The following is a 19788-nucleotide window of genomic DNA, read 5'->3' as shown; positions in this document are numbered from 1 at the left end:
GAACCAGATGTGAACGATGGTAAGAAGCACCATCCCAAAAAAGAAGTAATCTTTGATTGGGGGACTGGTCTAATAAATAACGTAAATAATCAATTGTATTGTTTGAATTGCCAGCTTTGTAAGCTTTAAGGAGTAACTTTCCAAAAAGAATAGTCAACCACCCCGTAGTATGTCTGTTTATCTCGTTCGTTAATTACTTCCACTGCAATTTCTTGATCAGTTTTTCCCCAAATGTATCCTGTTAGGTCTCCCCAGAGCAGATGACACTCATCGATTAATAATACTCTCAGCTTTCCTGATTCTATTTCCTCTCTGTTACTTGCCAACAATGACTCAATCTGTTTTTTTTTGCGGCAACAGCCTCAATGTCCGCCTTTGGATTCAAGGCAGTGGTTTTCTTCCAACTAATTCCTGCCGCGTCAAACAAATCGTAATAGCTTCGTTTTGATTCGTAGATCACATCATATTCAAATGCTAATTTGTACTCCAGTTCACCCAGTTTCCAAATATCTTTAGTTTGCAACCAACTTAATACTTCTTCTCGCTGTTTCTCGCTCAGATAACTCTTTCTACCTTGATAATTTAAGCGTAGTTCCGAAATTCCATATTCCTTATAGGCGTTCTTCCAGCAAGTTATCGAACCAACAGATACATCTAAAATTGTTTGAATTTCCTCATATTTGTAGCCTTGATAAACCAGCTTTACTGCCAATGCTTTCCTGACCTCACGTGCATCTGGACGACTATCTATAAATTCTTGTAGTTCCCCAATATTAGCTTGTAGATGCTGCTTTATCATTGTTCGCTGTTAGACAAAACTATCCCTCCGTATTATCTCGTAGTCTTTTTCAGAAATCAAATATGATTTCTATAGTTTGAAATTATCAAGGTGAAAAATTATGACAAACTTTATTCAAATCCGGTTACACAATGATCTCCTGCACCCAGTCCGCGAGTGGTTGGAAACTATAGAAATTCATCACTCCCAAGTAGCTCATTTTCTGTGCAAAGCTATTCCTGCTCAGTGTCCTTTTGAGCGAGACATCACGCTGTTTGGTCGGAAGCTATTGCATATTCCACCGATGTGTAAATTAAATCCTCTGTACGAAGAAGTGGTTGGTTTGCGTTTTAAAGCGCTCTGTTATCTTGCCGATAAATGCGGTGAAGATGTCACAGCCTATTGCTAATAGGCAGTTGTATCGTTCTTTGATCGAGCAGCAATTGGTAATTGCAGACTTACGGTTGTTACTTACTCAGGTTTATACTAAGCTAACGTACACCTAATAGATGTTTGGCTATTACAGTAGTTTTCATGTATTTGAACCACATCTGTCGTCAGGGCACAACATTGCTGTGCCCCTACCGCGTGGTCTATTTACCTTGAAAATAGCTGTAAGTAGCTGACGCCTCGAAGACAGTGTTTCCTGACCGTATTATTGCTTACCGTACCCTGCTGAAATCATTAACATCATTATGACGCACATCTTACTGGTTGAAGATGAGGTCAAACTGGCACGATTTGTCGAATTGGAATTGAATTATGAAGGCTATCAAGTCAGTATTGCCTACGATGGATTAACTGCACTCACCGCAGCGCGTGAGTTACATCTGGATTTAGTAATTTTAGATTGGATGTTGCCTGGTTTGTCGGGGTTGGAAATTTATCGCCCCTTGCGAAATATTATTAATAAAGTGCCAATAATTTTATTAACCGTCAAAGATGAAGTGAGCGATCGCATTCCAGGCTTAGATGCTGGTGCTGATGATTACCTCATTAAACCCTTCAGCGTTGATGAATTATTAGCTAGAGTGGGCGCTCACCTACGAAGAAGCTACCAAGCAGACGCCACAGATGTTTTAGAATTTGAAGACCTAAGTTTAAATCGTCGCACGCGAGAAGTGTACCGAAATCAGCGGTTAATTGAGTTAACTGCCAAGGAATTTGATTTACTAGAATATTTATTAGCCCATCCGCGACAGGTAATTACCTGTGATCGCATTTTAGAGGAAGTCTGGGGTTATGACTTCATCGGCGATGCCAATATTATAGAAGCTTACATTCGCTACCTGCGCCTGAAACTTGAAGCCAATAACGAAAAATGCCTCATTCAAACTGTGAGTGGTGTTGGCTACGTATTGCGTGATTGAATTGGGCATTGGGCATTGAAAAGAGGCAGAGGGGCGGGGTGCGGAGGGGAAAACTCTTCTCCTCCTGAAATCTATTAACGAATAATTAAGGATGAATTATAAAGTGGCAAAATGTGCATCCTAATATTCAGTTTTTGGAAAAGCTTTTACTGCACACGATGAATTAGAATAAATCTGAATATATCAGAATATTAAGAAAATCCAGATAAAAATTTTGTTTTATTAACAAAAATAATGCAGTTAAATCGAAGTAATTTCCTCAAGTTTCTGATTCAGTCAGAGCCAGGAAAACCAGCAATATCCAATGGCTTGCGAGCAGTGTTAGGGTTGGGGGTTCCCATGCTAATTGGGCAACTGATCAACCAAAGGGAAAGCGGATTATTGGTTGGTTTAATGGCTTATTTTGTTAATTTAGCAAATGTTGGTGGCCCTTATCAAATTAAAGCTAAGGCGATGGCACAGGCGACTGTGGGAATAGCTGTTTCAGTATTTGTGGGGACTCTAGTCGCTAAAGTTCCATTACTAGCTGTGGTGCTGACATTTATTTGGGGACTTGCTTCAGGTTTTGCGTCGCTCTATGGTAATGCTGGGGCAAATGTTGGTCTGGTGGTAGGGATATCATTTATTACCACGATTGCACAACCAGGAGACTTAGAAACTGCACTGATACGATCGCTATTATGTCTAATTGCAGGTGGATGGGCGATGCTACTTTCCTTAGTAATGTGGCCCTTTAGACCTTACGATCCACTAAGGATAGCTTTAGCTGACTGCTTAAATGCGATCGCTAACTACATTCAAAAATTTGTAGATAAAGTCACAACACCTGAAAGTATTCTCGAAATTAGAAAGGCGTTAGAGACAGCACGCACTACTTTAGGTACATTACGGATTGGACAGCCGGCTCGGTGTTGGATAAATGAGCAGTTTTTGGTACTAATTCAAGATGGTGATCGCTTGCTTGGCTCAGTGATTGCTTTAACAGAGTTAATAGAAACTCACTTCCAAAATCAGCAATATTACACAGTCCAGCAATTAGTAGACGATGCACTCCAAGAAATATCAGTCATTCTTCAAGCCATAGCGAAAGTCATATCTCGTAAGTCTGCTAGCATCGATCTCGGAAATCTTCAGCGCATCTATGAGGCTCTGAAGGAACAAGAAAGTCTGCAAAGAAAAGTAATTGCGGGGAGTGAGACAGACTACACAACTCTCGTTGCTCTCACTAACCTGGTGCTAACGATAGAAAAGTTGATTAAGCAATTGCAATACACGGCTCAGACAGCTAAATCTCTGGAAGATCGCAGCAAAATTAGTCGCAGAGATGTAGATAGACTTCTTTTAGTTGAAGAGGAACAGCGATCGCTCTTAAGTTTACTCAAAGAAAACCTCACCTTAGACTCAGCAATCTTTCGTCATACTCTCCGCATTGGTGTGAGTCTGACTGTAGGCGTAATATTATACAGCGTTACCAATCTACCAATGGGGTATTGGGTAACACTGACAATCATGCTAGTCCTTAAACCAAACTTGGGTGCAACTTTCCAGAGGTTTTTTCAGCGAGTTGGCGGGACTATCTTGGGAGCTATTTTAGCTGCTGTTATACTTGCAACCATCACGAGTAAGGTTGTATTAGACATAATCATTTTGCTGACAGTATTTTTTGGCATTTCCCTGATCCGTTTCAACTATGGGTATTCAGTAGTTTTCTTGTCAATATTTGTCTTACTGATTATCGATATTGGTCATCCCATTGGTTGGCAATTTGCAGGCTTTCGGGTATTAAATACATTAATTGGCGCGGGACTGGCTTTTGCAAGTCATTATTTTATCTGGCCAAATTGGGAACGCGATCGCTTACCCAGTCAACTCGCCACGGCGCTACGAGAATGTCACAAATACTTTAGCGATGTGATGGCTGTTTACCAGGGTACAAAGAAGGGTGACTCTACCATTATCAGTCAACGGCGACAAACTGGACTGGCAATTGGCAATGCCCAAGCCTCCTTTCAAGGATTGCTGCGCGAACCGAAAATGCACAAAGAATTAGTAGAACCAGTGATGACGCTGCTGCTGTACATAGGACGTTTTACTAACGCTGTGACAGTTTTGGCAGTACATCTCGAACATTTTCGAGGAACAGTACCACTCCCGGAATTAGAAACCTTTGTTCGCCAAGTTTCGATAATGTTAGAGCAGTTAGCTGATGCAATACAGCAAGAAATCCCCCCACCGCCCTTACCTGACTTGGAAGAAACGCTGCAAAAAATCCAGCCGCACCTGCAAGCACTGCGTACAGCCCGGATAGATGAGTTAGCTGTGAATCAAGGACATACACCGATTCGTCAGGCAGTTATTGATTACAGCATATTAGATTTGGAGATTGATCAGATTGTGCGGCGATTGACTGCGATGCACTCGGCAATGGTACGGTTGATATCAAGTAAATAAAGCATATTTAGTAAGAACTTCCCTGCTTTGTATGGCTAAATCCCCAACTATGAAAGTTTTTTATTATGATTTTAATTAGATATTTTATCAGATTTAGTTAGATGATATATTTACCATTCAAGAGATACACTATAACTAGAAAAATTTGTATCTTTACTCACTAAAATAGCATTTTCACTCTGAGCTTGTGAAATTAACAACCTATCAAATGGATCTTTATGGTGTAGAGGTAACTGTCCTAACATTAAAACATGATTAACTTTAACCCCAATAAATTCTATTCCATTATTTTGCTGCTGGTGGATTATCTCAGGTAAAGGCTGATTTAATGTTAATTTTCCTAATTGAGTTTTAATTTGAATCTCCCAGAGACTCACAACACTTACTAACCGAAGATTTTCGGGATTTAATAACAATTCTAAAACCCGCTTTGAAAGTTTTGTAGAGTCACTATCCCACCAATTAAAGGCATGAGTCTCTAACAAAAATTTCATGACAACCAAAAATCATCAGGTAAAGGTTCATCAAAATCATCACTCATAACCATAGCACCCAAATTTAACCCAGCTTTGGGGATAATTTTTTCCTGCACAGAAGCGATAGGAATCACCTTAGCAAAAGGTTTATCTCCATTAGTTAAAATAATTTCTGTATTATCATCTGGCATCAAGGATAATAAATCAGAAATGCTGATAGAAATTTGTTGAATATCAATATTTTTTATTGTCATAATTACACCTCTAAAGTGTCTACTTATAGTCTAACTGAATAATGCTGGGTTTATTTGCTTCAACCCAACTTACAAGATCAGCGTAGGCGCAGCCCGCCGCAGGCATCGCAAAAGCTATTTCGGGAGTCGCCAAAATAGATATTGAGACAGCAATTGTTATTTTGGCGATCCCCTAATCTCATAGCCACTATCTTCAAAGTCAAGCGATTGCCAGAATCAGGCAAAATTGGCTCAACCGATTGTTATCGAATTATCATCGTTACTCAAACAAAGTGCCGCAGCTACGCCCGTCGTAGACATCGCTCTGCAACGTGGTTTTTCTCTAGAGCTTGCTTCTTAGAGTTGTCTATGATAGTTTGCTAACTAGTATAAAGTACAGTATCTCTATCAAGTTATCGGATTATGGGAAACATTATCGTTGATATAGCTCCAGGAGTGCGCTCAGGACTCAGCACTCAGTACTGAATAGGGTAAACCCAACTATTTGCAGAGGGTAATCATAATGGAGATTGGACTGTTCCACCAAATGTGGGCTACTCCTAATATTGAAGACCGGGAATTTTTTGCTCAGACGATCGCTGATGTACAATTAGCTGAAACCCTGGGTTTTGAATCCTGCTCTTTTGGAGAGCATCATTTTATCAGAGAACGGCCTTTTTATGGTCGATTACCAGTTCCAGAAGTCTTCATCGCTAGGCTAGCAGGGGAAACGACCCGAGTTAAACTTGGCACAGCAATTAAAATTCTCACCTTAGAAACTCCACTACGTTTTGCAGAATCCGTATCTTTGCTGGATTTACTAACTAATGGCAGAGTGATGTTTGGACTAGGGCACGGAAGTCCTGCTGATATGGAACATACTGGCTTCAGTCAAGAGGAAAAACATCGAATCTTTCGTGAGCAACTTCTGGAAGTGCTAGACTACCTTTCACCCCAGCGACAAGGCTCCCAAATTACACCACTACCCCGCCAAGGGTTAGGAAAATTGTTTTGGTTAGGAGTACGCGATCGCGAAACCATAGTCTTAGCTGCTAAACTTGGTCTCAATCTATTAGTCGGACAAGGAGAAGGAGCATCTGCTCAAAACATCTATAGCGATATCTATCGACAAGCCGGTGGGACTGGAGCATTGCGAGGATTTAGGCTAGTGTACGTTGCCCAGACAGATGCCGAAGCTCAAAAGACAGTTGCCTCATCAGCCGAAGTATTCTTCAGCCTCAGGGAAAAGTTACCAGCATACACAGAAGCACAACGTCAAGGACGCATCCCCCCAGGGCCGCCAAAAGACTTAGCAGATATGTTGAAGCGCATTAATTACATCGTCGGTTCCCCCGAAACTGTTGCCGCACAACTTAATGAGTATGTTGTAGCCACTCACATAGACCACTTGGGGATCAAGATTCATCTGCCAGGACTGGCGAACGAACACATCAGGCGAACAATGAAACTATTTGCCCAAGAGGTTGCCCCCAAGGTGCAGTTATTAAAACAACCACAGGCAGTCTAAGCAATTCAAAACTCGCAATAAATCAAACTATAGTAGTCATCCTGGCTCTTGAATCAATACTTTCTTCAGCAAGGACAAACGATCTTTAGTTTTCTGAACTTGGTAGCAAGGACATCACTTTACAATGAATATACGTATGCAAACTATTCATAAACGTAAAATCAAAGGCGGAGGCTAAACGTTGGCACAATTCCAAGCAGAACCTCTGGCTTTATCAGGCTCTCAAAAAAATTGGGTCTTACTTGGTGTCGGACTTGGGGTGTTCATGTCTACCCTAGATGTGGGCATCATCAATGTTGCTTTACCCACATTAGTACAAGCCTTTGGCACGAGTTTCCCTACGACCCAATGGGCTGTATTAAGTTACCAGTTGGTCAGTTCCGGTTTAGTTTTGGGAGCAACGCGTTTGGGGGATATGTGGGGCAAGAAATCCTTATACCAGGGGGGACTTGTTCTGTTCACTTTCAGTTCGCTGTTGTGTGGTTTTGCACCTAGTATTGAGTGGTTGATTGGCTTTCGGGCACTTCAAGGACTAGGTGCTGTGTTTATATCTGGGCTTGGTTTGGCAATCATCACAGAAGTTTTTCCCTCTTCCGAACGAGGTCGGGCTGTTGGTGTCATCGGTAGTGTAGTGTCACTGGGAATTGCTTTTGGCCCTTCTGCTGGTGGACTGCTCTTGAGCTTGTCAGGCTGGCATAGTATATTCTTCATCAATATACCGCTAGGAATCATCGCTAGTTTCTTAATAGTTCGCGTGGTGCCACCTTCTGAACACGTTGAGGGCAAACAGAAATTTGACTTTTTTGGAGCCATATTGGCTTTATTGACCCTCGGTAGTTTTGGGTTGGGTATGACGCAAGGGCAAAGCCAGGGCTTTACCAGTACTAATGCCCTGGTATTATTAGCGATCGCAACTCTAAGTTTCATTACTTTTTTAGTAGTTGAAGCGATCGTAGAGCAGCCACTACTAGAACTGCACTTATTTCGCAATCTTCAGTTGAGTATGGGTTTGCTGAGTGGCTGGCTAGCCTTTACTGTCATTGGTGGTTCGCTACTCATCGTCCCTTTCTTTCTAGAGGGAGTCAAGCAATATCCGACGATAAAAGTGGGGCTACTACTAGCCGTATCGCCTGTACTGAGTGGATTAGTTGCGCCCCTAGCTGGAACACTTTCAGACCGCTTTGGTGCTAGATTGATCAGTTCAATTGGGCTGGGGCTGATGATTGGCGGCTGTCTGGGGATCAGCACCTTTGATGCTCAAATTACTGAACTAGGCTATGTATCGCGCTATTTTATTTACGGTATTGGACTGGGTTTATTCCAATCGCCTAACAACAGCACTGTTATGGGATCAGTACCAAGGGAACGACTAGGGATTGCTTCTGGGTTGCTGTCTTTGTCACGCACCTCAGGGAACACCGTAGGAGTTTCTCTGATCGGGGCAGTATTTGGAGCCTTGATCGCTAGCATGTCTGCGGGTGCAGATGTCTCTGTTGCCCCTCCTGATGCGATCGTTGCAGGGTTCCAAGGGACTTTTCGCTTCGCAGCCATAATACTGAGTGTGGCAGCAGTTGCATCTGTTTTGAGGATCAGTAAAAGGCACGGTGCAGGGGAGTAGGGAGCAGGGAGAAGAATTTTCCCCTCCGCCCCCCGCACCCTGCCCCTCTGCATCTTTTCGATGCCCAATGCCCGATTATCAATCAATCATTAAGGAGTTAGATAAATGACAGGTAAATTAGAAGGAAAAGTAGCAATTATCACTGGTGCATCGGCAGGAATAGGAGAAGCAACGGCGATCGCTTTGGCTTCAGTTGGAGCAACGGTAGTAGTCGCGGCTAGACGTGGCGATCGCATTCAGGCGTTAGCAGAACGCATCGAAGCTAGTGGCGGCAAGGCGTTGCCCATTGTCACAGATGTGACTGATGAAACCCAGGTAAATAACTTGGTGGCCAAGGCAAATGCCGAATTGGGAAGGGTTGATATCCTTGTTAACAATGCAGGGATTGCCTTACTCGGCACTATTGAAGCTGGAAATAGCTCAGACTGGCGGCGATCCTTTGACCTGAACGTATTAGGATTGCTATATGCTACTCATGCGGTTTTGCCTTTATTGAAGGCGCAAAAATCGGGGCATATAGTTAATATCTCCTCAGTGGCCGGGCGGACAGCGCGGGCGGGCATTGGTGTTTACAATGCTACCAAATGGGGTGTTAATGCCCTGTCTGAAGCATTGCGCCAAGAAGTCCACAAAGACAACATCCGCGTCACCATCATCGAACCTGGTTTGGTGGATACGGAAATTGACAACCAAATTACCGATCCCGTTGCCAAACAACAGATTCAAGAACGACGCAAGTCAATTCAACCTCTGCAAAGCGAAGATATTGCAGCTGCGATCGTTTATGCACTGACGCAACCACCGCACGTTAATGTCAACGAAATTCTCATCCGACCAACGGGACAAGAACACTAAAGCTAAAGGTTTTGTTGAAAAGCGCAAGGTATAGGGGCACTAGCGTGCCCCTATACCTTGCGATATGATGTTGTACCTCCCAACCTACAATTTTTTTGCAACATTTTAGCTTTGCCACGCCACTACAAGTGCGATCGCTTTATAATTGCGATATCTACGACGGGCATAGCTGCGACACTTTATGTCATACATTGAATATAGTTAGCAGTCGGCAATTCCATGAATATTCGTCAAGAACTTCTAAGTCTGATTGAACAACTGAGTGATGAGCAGTTATCAGCATTACTTGATTTAGCTGTTTCTTTCAAGAATGGCGAAAAATCTGTTAATTCTGCTGTTGAATCTCAGGCTTATCAGGATTGGGTAAGCCTTGAAAATGATATTTACGACAAAGTATTTGCTGATGAGCTTACAGCGCGGTGATGTTGTGTTGTGTCGAGTCCCCATGCCTTCAACCGGATTGGCACAGTTTAAAGTTCGCCCTGCTGTTGTAATTTCGGCAAATCAATTGAATCAATTTCTTGATGATTTGATGGTTGTGCCTTGTACCTCCAACACTAATCGCCCTTTAACTGTGACGCAATACTTAATAACGGGCGATGAAATTGCCAGTGCAGGTATTAGAGTTGAGTCTGTAGTTCGCTGTGAGTCAATTTTTACATTAAACAAATCTATGATTCTCAGAAAGCTGGGTTCTCTTTCCTCTGAGACAATTAATCAGGTGAATTTTTGTCTAATAGCGGCTTTGGAATTATAAACAAAACCAGACTTTTGTCTCACAAAAAAACGCATTTAGCCCAAGTCGGTGTGGGCTTTGTTTGTGTAGCCGCGTACTCCTGCAAAGAAGCAAGCTACACGCAGTGTGCCGCAGGCAATTCCATTCGCTAAGGCGCTCTTTATGAAGTGCTGCAAAAAATATCACAATTTGGGAAAATAATAAAGTAAGTCGAATATTATACGACTAACCCAAATTCTTCTAGGAAAATATGACTCATCCTTTCCTTGAACGCCTGCGTAGTCCAGCTAGCCCAGTCCTCGTCTTCGACGGGGCAATGGGAACCAACTTACAAACCCAAAACCTGACTGCTGAAGACTTCGGCGGCGCACAGTATGAAGGTTGTAACGAATACTTAGTCCACACAAAACCCGAAGCTGTCGCTAAGGTTCACCGCGACTTTCTCGCTGCTGGTGCAGATGTGATTGAAACGGATACCTTTGGCAGTACGTCCCTGGTGCTGGCAGAATATGACTTGGCAGACCAAGCCTATTACCTCAGCAAGACAGCCGCAGAATTAGCCAAGCGTGTGGCTGCGGAATTTTCCACGCCAGAAAAACCCCGGTTTGTGGCAGGTTCCATCGGCCCCACAACTAAACTCCCTACCTTGGGACATATTGACTTTGACACCATGAAAGCTACTTTTGCTGAACAAGCAGAGGCGCTATGGGATGGTGGTGTCGATTTATTTCTGGTGGAAACTTGCCAAGATGTGCTGCAAATTAAGGCGGCGCTGAATGGAATTGAAGAGGTGTTTGCGAAGAAGGGCGATCGCCGTCCGTTGATGGTGTCTGTGACAATGGAAAGCATGGGCACAATGTTGGTTGGTTCCGAAATCAGCGCGGTGCTGACAATTCTGGCACCTTACCCAATCGACATTCTCGGTCTAAACTGTGCCACCGGCCCAGACTTGATGAAACCACATATCAAATATCTGGCAGAACATTCACCTTTCATCGTTTCCTGTATTCCCAACGCGGGTTTACCTGAAAACGTTGGCGGTCAAGCGCACTACCGCCTAACACCGTTAGAATTACGGATGTCATTGATGCATTTTGTTGAAGATTTGGGTGTCCAAGTGATTGGGGGTTGCTGTGGGACGCGTCCAGAACACATTCAACAATTGGCAGAACTTGCTAAAGACCTGAAGCCAAAAGTTAGACACCCAAGTTTAGAACCAGCAGCAGCATCAATTTACACCACTCAGCCCTACGACCAAGATAATTCCTTCTTGATTGTTGGCGAACGTCTCAACGCCAGTGGTTCCAAGAAGTGCCGCGATTTGCTAAATGCCGAAGATTGGGATGGACTCGTTTCAATGGCGAGGGCGCAAGTCAAAGAAGGCGCACATATCCTTGATGTCAACGTCGATTATGTGGGACGTGACGGCGTGCGGGATATGCACGAATTAGTTTCGCGCATTGTTAATAATGTGACATTGCCTTTAATGCTTGACTCCACCGAATGGGAAAAGATGGAGGCGGGTTTAAAGGTTGCCGGTGGTAAGTGTTTGCTGAACTCCACCAACTACGAAGATGGGGAACCGCGCTTTTTGAAAGTGCTGGAGTTAGCGAAGAAATACGGTGCGGGTGTAATCATTGGTACTATTGATGAAGATGGAATGGCGCGGACAGCAGATAAAAAGTTTGCGATCGCACAACGCGCATACCGTCAAGCTGTAGAATTTGGCATACCACCCACAGAAATATTCTTTGATACCCTTGCGTTACCAATTTCCACCGGGATTGAAGAAGACCGAGAAAATGGTAAAGCCACCATTGAATCCATCGGGCGTATTCGTGAAGGATTGCCTGGATGTCATGTGATTTTGGGTGTTTCCAATATTTCCTTTGGTTTGAATCCAGCCTCGCGGATGGTTCTGAACTCGGTGTTTTTGCACGAGGCGACGACGGCGGGAATGGATGCAGCCATTGTTAGCGCTAACAAGATTTTACCGCTCTCGAAGATTGACGAACGCCATCAAGAAATTTGTCGGCAGTTGATTTATGATGAGCGGAAGTTTGAGGGTAATGTTTGCGTATACGATCCCTTGGGAGAGCTTACCACAGCCTTTGCCGGGGTAACAACTAAGCGCGATCGCTCCTTAGATGAAAGTCTCCCCATCCCAGAACGCCTCAAGCGTCACATCATCGACGGCGAACGCATTGGCTTAGAAGAACATCTGAAAAAAGCCTTAGAAGAACATCCCCCCTTAGAAATTATCAACACCTTCCTGCTAGATGGGATGAAAGTTGTCGGGGAATTATTCGGTTCTGGACAAATGCAGCTACCCTTCGTTTTGCAATCTGCGGAAACCATGAAAGCGGCGGTGGCGTTTTTAGAACCGTTCATGGAAAAATCAGAATCAGGCAACAATGCCAAGGGAACCTTTATCATTGCCACAGTTAAAGGCGATGTCCATGACATTGGTAAAAACTTGGTGGATATCATCTTGTCCAACAACGGTTACAAGGTGATTAACCTGGGAATTAAGCAGCCAGTGGAAAATATCATCAATGCTTACAAACAGTACAAACCTGATTGTATTGCCATGAGTGGCTTGCTGGTGAAATCTACCGCCTTCATGAAAGAGAATTTGGAGGTATTCAACGAAAAGGGAATTAGTGTCCCCGTGATATTAGGTGGTGCGGCGTTGACTCCCAAGTTTGTCTATGAAGATTGCCAAAATACCTATAAAGGTAAAGTTGTTTATGGCAAAGATGCCTTTTCTGACTTGCACTTCATGGATAAATTAATGCCAGCAAAAGCTGCTGATAACTGGCAAGACTTGCAAGGATTTTTGAACGAAATCGAAACCGCTGAAGTTTCGACAAATGGCCACAAAGAACCAAAAGCTACAACTGCTGACGAAACATCTACTGAACCAAAAGTAGTAGATACAAGACGTTCTGATGCTGTGGCGATAGATATTGAACGTCCCACACCGCCTTTCTGGGGAACGAAATTGTTGCAGCCTAGTGATATTCCCATTGAGGAAATATTCTGGCACTTGGATTTACAAGCTTTGGTTGCTGGACAGTGGCAATTCCGCAAACCCAAAGAACAATCTAAGGAAGAATATCAGGCTTTCTTAGCGGAGAAAGTTTACCCAGTTTTAGAAACTTGGAAACAGCGAATTATTGAAGAGAATCTGTTGCATCCCCAGGTGATTTATGGGTATTTCCCTTGTCAAGCCGAGGGGAATTCTCTACATATATATGACTCAGAGAATCAATCACAACAGGTTACAACTTTCGAGTTTCCTAGACAAAAGTCGTTAAGGCGGCTATGCATAGCAGATTTCTTTGCACCAAAGGAGTCGGGAATTATTGATGTTTTCCCGATGCAGGCGGTGACTGTAGGGGAGATTGCCACAGAGTTCGCCCAAAAACTGTTTGCTGCTAATCAATACACCGATTATCTGTATTTTCACGGTATGGCGGTGCAGGTGGCGGAAGCTGTAGCTGAATGGACACACGCCAGAATTCGCCGGGAGTTAGGTTTTGTTGCTGAAGAACCGGATAATATTCGGGATATATTGGCACAACGCTATCGTGGTTCGCGGTATAGTTTTGGGTATCCAGCTTGTCCGAACATTCAGGATCAGTACAAGCAACTGGAGTTATTGCAGACTGACAGGATTAACTTGTATATGGATGAAAGTGAACAACTTTATCCAGAACAGTCTACCACTGCGATTATTGCTTACCACCCATTAGCAAAATACTTTAGCGCGTAGAATCCGACTCGTTAACCTAATACCTTTTGGTGTTAGTACCCTCAACCCCCCAATTTATCGGGGGGTTTAATTCAATTTTTAAACGCAGAGGGGCGCAGGGGAAAGCGCAGAGGGACACAGAGATTTGCCCAATTTATTCGTTACTATTTAATGAAATGTTGTATTTAGACGGCAGTCTCAACTAAACTAATAGACCTGCGTTGAAAATCGGAAGTCGGGAGTAGGGAAATCCGAATCAGAAAATGGGGGCAAACAATGCTCAAAAAAGGTGCGATTGCCTAAGTTATGCTTTTAAAATCCTAATTGGTATCATGTCCTTCTGTGTTCTCCGGGTTTATCCTGGAAAACAGATGACTAAGTTGTATTACCTACTATCATCGTTTCAGATATTAACATCGAAAACTACCAATTATGCTAGAACAAGGCACTATCAGTATTCATACTGAGAATATTTTCCCGATCATCAAGAAGTCGCTTTACTCAGATCACCAAATCTTCTTGCGGGAACTGGTATCTAACGCTGTAGATGCCATCCAAAAGCTGAAAATGGTATCCCGCGCTGGAGATTACGCTGGAGATATCGGCGAACCAGAAATTGAAATTGCCATTGACAAAGATGACAAAACCCTATCCATTTCCGATAACGGTATCGGAATGAGCGCAGACGAAGTTAAGAAATATATCAATCAAGTTGCCTTCTCTAGTGCTGAAGAATTTATTCATAAGTATGAAGGCAAATCAGACCAACCAATAATCGGCCACTTCGGTCTTGGTTTCTACTCTTCCTTCATGGTGGCGCAAAAGGTAGAAATTGATACCTTATCTTACCAAGAAGGAGCGCAGGCGGTTCACTGGTCTTGTGATGGTTCCCCAGCTTTCACTCTTGAAGAATCTTCTCGGACAAGTCGCGGTACTACTATTATTCTCAGCTTGCAAGGAGAAGAAGAGGAATTTCTTGAATCAGCACGAATTAAGAATCTTGTCAAGACATACTGCGACTTTTTGCCAGTCCCAATTAAACTCGATGGCGAAGTAATAAATAAGCAAAAAGCACCGTGGCGAGAGTCTCCGAGTAATCTGACTCAAGAAGATTATTTAGAGTTTTACCGCTACTTGTATCCTTTTCAGGAAGAACCTTTGTTATGGGTACATCTAAATACAGACTATCCCTTTATCATCAACGGGATTTTGTATTTTCCCAAAATGCGACCAGATGTAGATGTTACCAAAGGGCAGATCAAGCTATTTTGTAATCAAGTTTTTGTTAGTGACAACTGCGAAGAAATTATCCCGCAATTTCTGATGCCGATGCGGGGTGTGATTGATAGTACCGATATTCCTCTAAATGTATCGCGGAGTGCTTTGCAAGGCGATCGCACCGTGCGGAGAATTGGTGACTACATTGCCAAAAAAGTAGGCGATCGCCTCAAAGAACTTTTCCGCGATAACCGCGAACAATACATTAGTGCGTGGAAAGACCTCGGCACTTTTGTAAAATTCGGCGTTCTCAACGACGAGAAATTCAAAAAACAAATCGAAGATATCATTGTCTTCCGCACCACCGCCAAGCTGACAGAAAAAGTTGCTGCTGAAACGCCAGTGGTTGAAGTCCAATCTTCAGACGGCGATGCTTGGCAAGATGTCACTCCTTCACCCAGTTCTGACTCAGCACCCAGCGCTCCCTATACTACGCTGAAAGAGTATCTAGAGCGCAACAAAGAACGCAACGAAAACCGAGTTTTCTACAGCACCGATGAACCAACCCAATCTACTTACATAGAACTGCACAAAAATCAAGGCTTGGAAGTCCTGTTTATGGACTCCTTCATCGACACTCACTTTATCAACTTCCTTGAGCGCGAATATCAGGATGTCAAGTTTACGCGGGTAGACTCAGATTTAGATAATACTCTGCTAGAACAAGATAAAGATAAGGAAATTGTCGATCCCAAGACGAATAAAACTCGGAGTGAGACGATCAAAGAGTTATTTGAGAAATCCCTCAACAAACCCAAACTCAATATCCGCACCGAAGCTTTGAAATCAGACGATCCTCAAGGGACACCACCTGCGATCGTGCTTTTGCCAGAAATTCTCCGCCGTATGCGGGAAATGAACGCCATGATGCAGCAGCAGTCAGTAGACTTTCCCGAAGATCACGTTTTGCTAGTGAATACTGCTCACCCGTTGATTCAAAATCTGGTAAATATTAACCAAGGTAGTATCATTCAAGGTGACGGTCAATCGCCTACAGATCAGTTAGTCAACTTGATTTGCCAACACGTTTACGATTTAGCGTTGATGTCTCAGAAAGGATTTGACGCTGAGGGAATGAAATCTTTCGTCGAGCGCTCGAATGAGGTACTCACCAAGCTGACGGAACAAGCTAGTAAGTAGTGCTTGGGGCATTGGGCATTGGGCATTGAAAAGAAGCAGAGGGGCAGGTTGGTTGCAGGGGGGGGAGGGGAAAATTCTTCCCCCTGCTCCCTTGCTTCTTCCCTACTCCCCATTCACCACTTCTGTTGCCTTAGACCTAAAATGGAAAGGCTGTATTAAAATAACAATCTGGAGATATTTGCTATGTCCCGTCGCTGTGAACTAACTGGTAAGAAGGCAAATAACGCTTTTGCTGTTTCCCACTCCCACCGCCGTACTAAACGCCTTCAGCACGCTAATCTGCAAAATAAGCGCGTTTGGTGGGAAGGCGGAAATCGCTGGGTGAAGTTAAAGCTGTCTACTAAAGCAATCAAAACCCTACAAATTAATGGGTTAGAAGCAATGGCAAAAGAAGCTGGCATTAACCTAAATCATTACTAAGTAATGTGGATTTCATAACCAGAAACGTTGGTAGGGTGGAATACAGATAATTAGAGGCGCACATCTGTGCGCCTCTACTGCTGTTATGCTCACGGCAATATTAATTGTTTTACCTTGTCTGTTACCCAATCGACACGATCCTTACCCCAAAATCTTTCGCCTTCTACTACCCAAGTTGGCACTCCAGGACAGCCAAATTGCTCATATTCTGCTAAAGCTGCTACTGCTGCTTGTTTGGCTGCTTCGCCGTATGCTAATTCTAGAATGCGATCGCCATTCAACCCAACATCATTTGCAACTTTTCTAATTACAGACTCATCGTTGACATCAAGTAGGTCAATGTACGTCGCTCGAAAAAAAGCGGCATCAAGCAGATGCTCTTTCCCAGTTCCACAAGCAGCGTAATACGCTCTCGCCGGAAGTTCTTCGCGACCAAGCTGCATTTTCTCCCAGCGCTTCACCCATCTCGCAAATTCTTCAAACTCTTTGAGCCGAATTTCAATGCCGTACTTTTTTGCCCACCGCAGACAATCTTCTTTGTGATACGAAGATAATAGGGCGTTTTCAGTTCGTCCTTGCAGGTCAACTACCTTTGTACCCCGCTCTTTCGGTATATATATTGGTCGCCGTTCAATATCAACAGGTAAACCCTGCAATGCTTTTTCAGCAAGAGTAATACCAATATAAGAATTTGACGAGTGGTATATCGAGTAGGAGTACACTTTGATTCGCTGCGACATCTTGGCTACCGTAGCTACCTGACTCATAATATTAATCCAAGTTGCTAGTTAATATACATAGGCGATCGCATTAATCAACGGATGCAAATAAAATTTGATCACCCGCAAGCTTGGTTAATACAATGCTTACTTACGTATATCTTAAATATCTGCTGTAGGCTAACACTGCGTTCCATCCAACCTACTAAAAGACCAATAGTAATAATAAAGTTTTTCAATAAATTTTATATTTTTGTGAATTTACTTGCTGCCTGTACTAGCTCTAATGCTTATTTATAGGACATTTGCAGCTTACTTAGCTAGCTTTGGTAGTTACCTTGACTAATCAATGAGGTTAAGAGAAACTAACTAAATACTGATGTATGTGCTTATAATACTAATAAGTTTTGCAAAGATTCTGAGACATATATGTTGAAAGATGGAACATTAGTTAACAAATATCAAGTTTATATCTAAGTAAAAATGTTCCTACGGCTATATTTGTAGCCTTCTGCTAAGGCAGTACAATTTAAGCGTACTTATCCTGGTTGGCCAAAAGCATGGAGACATTAGAGTTCATAATCTATCCAGACGGTCGGGTACAAGAGAAAGTCACTGGTATTGTGGGTGCTTCTTGCGCTGAGGTTACAGCAGCAATAGAGGCACAGTTGGGGCAAGTACTTAATCATGAGCCAACCTCAGAATATTTCGCCGCCAAGGTACAGCAATCTAATCTGGCGAATACACACACCACTTACAGCGATTGGTAAGTTTTCACAGTAGTTTAGTGTTATTAATTCAGAACCACCATGTCACACTTTAGCCAAATTAAGACTCAAATCCGTAACCTTGATTCCTTAAAAGATGCTTTGACTGAATTGGGCGTAGACTGGAAACCCGGCCCACGCGAAGTCCGTGGCTATCGCGGTCAAACCCATCCTGCGGAAGTTAGTATTGAGCAGGAAAATGGCTACGACATCGGTTTTAGATGGAATGGCAAGGAATATGAATTGGTGGCTGACTTGCAATATTGGCAGCAAGATTTGTCTGTAGACGGATTTTTGCGCCAGGTAACGCAGCGCTATGCTTATCAAACAGTTGTGAAAGAAACTGCTCGTGTTGGTTTTCAAGTCTCTGAACAACAAAAAAATGAAGATGGTTCAATTCGCCTGGTAGTACAGCGCTGGAGTGCGTAATGGCTGATTTTCTGCCGTCACCGGAAGAACAAGAAGATAACCGTTCCGGTTTGGAACCAGAACTAGGGGGTTTTTTACGAGATGCTCCAGAACGTTCTGGTTTAGAACCGGAATTGGGCGGTTTGCTGCGCCAAAATGGTGTTTATGTTGATGAAATTACCTGTATTGGTTGCAAGCATTGCGCTCATGTTGCGCGTAACACCTTTTATATTGAACCAGATTACGGGCGATCGCGCGTAGTTCGGCAAGATGGGGACGCTGAAGAAATTATCCAAGAAGCAATTGACACTTGTCCGGTTGATTGCATTCATTGGGTTGATTACACTGAGCTAAAAAATTTAGAAGAAGAGCGCAAATATCAGGTAATTCCTGTAGTAGGTTATCCGGTGGAACATGCAGTTGCAGCTAGCGAACGCCGGCGTAGAAAACAAAAGTTAAAGACCAAAAAATCTCGTTATTAAGATAAAAACGTTAAATCAATATAATAAAGGACTGGTATATCCAGTCCTTTTGTTTTTCGTCATATACAGCACAATACAACAAAAACATTTGTAGAGACGGCGATTTAATCGCCTCTTCAAAAACCAATTATCTACAGCCTTTTAATCCAAAATTACGATAATTGCCTTCATTTGAAACTTAAAGGATCGTGCTGTGAAAGCAATTTTTCTACCTTCGCCTCGTCTAACCTAGCAGTTAATCTTCTAGTTTCATGCAAGTCTCTAGTAGTTTTCGCCAAAGTAAAAGTTGAGCCAACAGAGAAAGCTAAACCCATACCCATAAAGCCTTTCACCCAGCTATCTACAGGTAAGTTTACAATACCGAAGGTGGTCATAGAAATTGACAACATAAAAGCTGCCCAGGTTTGAATAATCCAAGCTGCACTATCTTTTTGATTACCAACTGTTTGCATATTTCCTACCTTTGACATGAGCTATCTATACCAATTACTAATTAATAAATGTAAGATTTAATCTGGGTTTCCAGACTTTTATCTGTAGTTGAATTTTGGATAATTGGTATTAACAGTAATTGTATTGACTGGTAGGTTTACTGGTATCAATAGTAAGACCAGTTTGATAACTGGACTTCAAAAGCAAGCTCAAGAGCAATTTGATTAAATAGAAACTGGCACAAGATTTGTACCAGTTCTACAAGTGTCATTTAAAAAGGGACTAAGAGGTTGTTTGAAAAGTGTTTCGCTGTGACTTTAGGCACTTTAGATCCCCCCTA

19 protein-coding genes are annotated in these 19788 nt (G+C 42.9%); 14 read left to right on the top strand and 5 right to left on the bottom strand.

All coding sequences use genetic code 11. The features are described from left to right. Positions 1-301 precede the first annotated feature (301 nt). Positions 302-799 carry a transposase gene (locus tag HWQ39_RS33350; RefSeq protein WP_292854367.1) on the bottom strand — a complete coding sequence of 166 codons (498 nt, stop codon included), beginning with the start codon at positions 797-799 and terminating at the stop codon, positions 302-304. Positions 800-899: 100 nt separating this feature from the next. Between HWQ39_RS33350 and HWQ39_RS33345 the strand changes: the two genes are divergently transcribed. From HWQ39_RS33345 to HWQ39_RS33335, 3 genes are all read left to right on the top strand, one after another. After that, positions 900-1187, top strand: coding sequence for a Mo-dependent nitrogenase C-terminal domain-containing protein (locus HWQ39_RS33345; RefSeq protein ID WP_292854365.1), 288 nt, complete (start codon positions 900-902; stop codon positions 1185-1187). 286 nt (positions 1188-1473) lie between these two features. Then, entirely contained in the window at positions 1474-2148 is a 675-nt protein-coding gene (locus HWQ39_RS33340) for a response regulator transcription factor (protein WP_292854363.1), read from the top strand. 234 nt (positions 2149-2382) lie between these two features. Then, the gene (locus HWQ39_RS33335) at positions 2383-4599 is read left to right on the top strand and encodes an FUSC family protein (RefSeq protein WP_292854361.1); all 2217 of its coding nucleotides are present in this window, start codon (positions 2383-2385) and stop codon (positions 4597-4599) included. A gap of 110 nt (positions 4600-4709) precedes the next feature. On the opposite strand, the gene HWQ39_RS33330 is transcribed toward HWQ39_RS33335, so the two are convergent. Together HWQ39_RS33330 and HWQ39_RS33325 are read right to left on the bottom strand one after the other, a co-directional pair. Beyond that, on the bottom strand, positions 4710-5093 hold the full coding sequence (locus HWQ39_RS33330) for a type II toxin-antitoxin system VapC family toxin (protein WP_292854358.1): 384 nt from the start codon (positions 5091-5093) through the stop codon (positions 4710-4712). Then, a complete protein-coding gene (locus HWQ39_RS33325; RefSeq protein ID WP_292854355.1) occupies positions 5090-5329 on the bottom strand; it encodes a prevent-host-death protein in 240 nt (79 codons plus the stop codon). The genes HWQ39_RS33330 and HWQ39_RS33325 overlap by 4 nt, the downstream gene beginning before the upstream one ends. A gap of 502 nt (positions 5330-5831) precedes the next feature. Between HWQ39_RS33325 and HWQ39_RS33320 the strand changes: the two genes are divergently transcribed. The 8 genes from HWQ39_RS33320 (at position 5832) to rpmB (ending at position 16640) form a co-directional block, all read left to right on the top strand. Further along, entirely contained in the window at positions 5832-6836 is a 1005-nt protein-coding gene (locus tag HWQ39_RS33320) for an LLM class flavin-dependent oxidoreductase (RefSeq protein ID WP_292854353.1), read from the top strand. A gap of 181 nt (positions 6837-7017) precedes the next feature. Next, positions 7018-8454, top strand: a complete 1437-nt coding sequence (locus tag HWQ39_RS33315; protein WP_292854351.1) for an MFS transporter — start codon at positions 7018-7020, stop codon at positions 8452-8454. 105 nt (positions 8455-8559) lie between these two features. After that, on the top strand, positions 8560-9309 hold the full coding sequence (locus HWQ39_RS33310) for an SDR family NAD(P)-dependent oxidoreductase (protein WP_292854348.1): 750 nt from the start codon (positions 8560-8562) through the stop codon (positions 9307-9309). A gap of 219 nt (positions 9310-9528) precedes the next feature. Beyond that, the gene (locus HWQ39_RS33305; protein ID WP_292854346.1) at positions 9529-9732 is read left to right on the top strand and encodes a hypothetical protein; all 204 of its coding nucleotides are present in this window, start codon (positions 9529-9531) and stop codon (positions 9730-9732) included. Further along, on the top strand, positions 9713-10066 hold the full coding sequence (locus HWQ39_RS33300) for a type II toxin-antitoxin system PemK/MazF family toxin (protein ID WP_292854343.1): 354 nt from the start codon (positions 9713-9715) through the stop codon (positions 10064-10066). The genes HWQ39_RS33305 and HWQ39_RS33300 overlap by 20 nt, the downstream gene beginning before the upstream one ends. 229 nt (positions 10067-10295) lie before the next feature. Next, positions 10296-13823: a methionine synthase gene (metH, locus tag HWQ39_RS33295; RefSeq protein ID WP_292854340.1), complete on the top strand. Its 3528-nt coding sequence runs from the start codon at positions 10296-10298 to the stop codon at positions 13821-13823. Between the two features lie 411 nt (positions 13824-14234). Continuing rightward, on the top strand, positions 14235-16220 hold the full coding sequence (htpG, locus tag HWQ39_RS33290; protein WP_292854337.1) for a molecular chaperone HtpG: 1986 nt from the start codon (positions 14235-14237) through the stop codon (positions 16218-16220). Between the two features lie 183 nt (positions 16221-16403). Beyond that, the gene (rpmB, locus tag HWQ39_RS33285; RefSeq protein ID WP_292718775.1) at positions 16404-16640 is read left to right on the top strand and encodes a 50S ribosomal protein L28; all 237 of its coding nucleotides are present in this window, start codon (positions 16404-16406) and stop codon (positions 16638-16640) included. Positions 16641-16729: 89 nt separating this feature from the next. Here the strand turns inward: rpmB and HWQ39_RS33280 are convergent, their stop codons facing one another. Continuing rightward, positions 16730-17407, bottom strand: coding sequence for a DsbA family protein (locus HWQ39_RS33280; protein ID WP_292854334.1), 678 nt, complete (start codon positions 17405-17407; stop codon positions 16730-16732). A gap of 512 nt (positions 17408-17919) precedes the next feature. Between HWQ39_RS33280 and HWQ39_RS33275 the strand changes: the two genes are divergently transcribed. The 3 genes from HWQ39_RS33275 to HWQ39_RS33265 are packed head-to-tail and all read left to right on the top strand — an operon-like array spanning position 17920 to position 19016. Next, positions 17920-18129 (top strand): DUF2997 domain-containing protein, encoded by a 210-nt coding sequence (locus HWQ39_RS33275; protein ID WP_179067273.1) that lies wholly within the window; start codon positions 17920-17922, stop codon positions 18127-18129. A gap of 39 nt (positions 18130-18168) precedes the next feature. Further along, on the top strand, positions 18169-18555 hold the full coding sequence (locus HWQ39_RS33270) for a DUF1257 domain-containing protein (protein ID WP_012406942.1): 387 nt from the start codon (positions 18169-18171) through the stop codon (positions 18553-18555). After that, complete coding sequence (locus HWQ39_RS33265; protein WP_292854332.1) at positions 18555-19016, top strand: ferredoxin; 462 nt, start codon at positions 18555-18557, stop codon at positions 19014-19016. Before HWQ39_RS33270 ends, HWQ39_RS33265 begins: the two co-directional genes overlap by 1 nt. A 167-nt stretch (positions 19017-19183) precedes the next feature. Here HWQ39_RS33265 and HWQ39_RS33260 read toward each other — a convergent pair whose 3' ends face one another. Next, complete coding sequence (locus HWQ39_RS33260) at positions 19184-19468, bottom strand: YiaA/YiaB family inner membrane protein (protein ID WP_292854330.1); 285 nt, start codon at positions 19466-19468, stop codon at positions 19184-19186. Positions 19469-19788 lie beyond the last annotated feature (320 nt).

Origin of the sequence: Nostoc sp. NMS8 (genome assembly GCF_017115045.1) — a bacterium.
GTDB lineage: Bacteria > Cyanobacteriota > Cyanobacteriia > Cyanobacteriales > Nostocaceae > Nostoc.
Note: the sequence above shows the minus strand (reverse complement) of the source record. Positions and strands in the feature narration are given on the sequence as shown.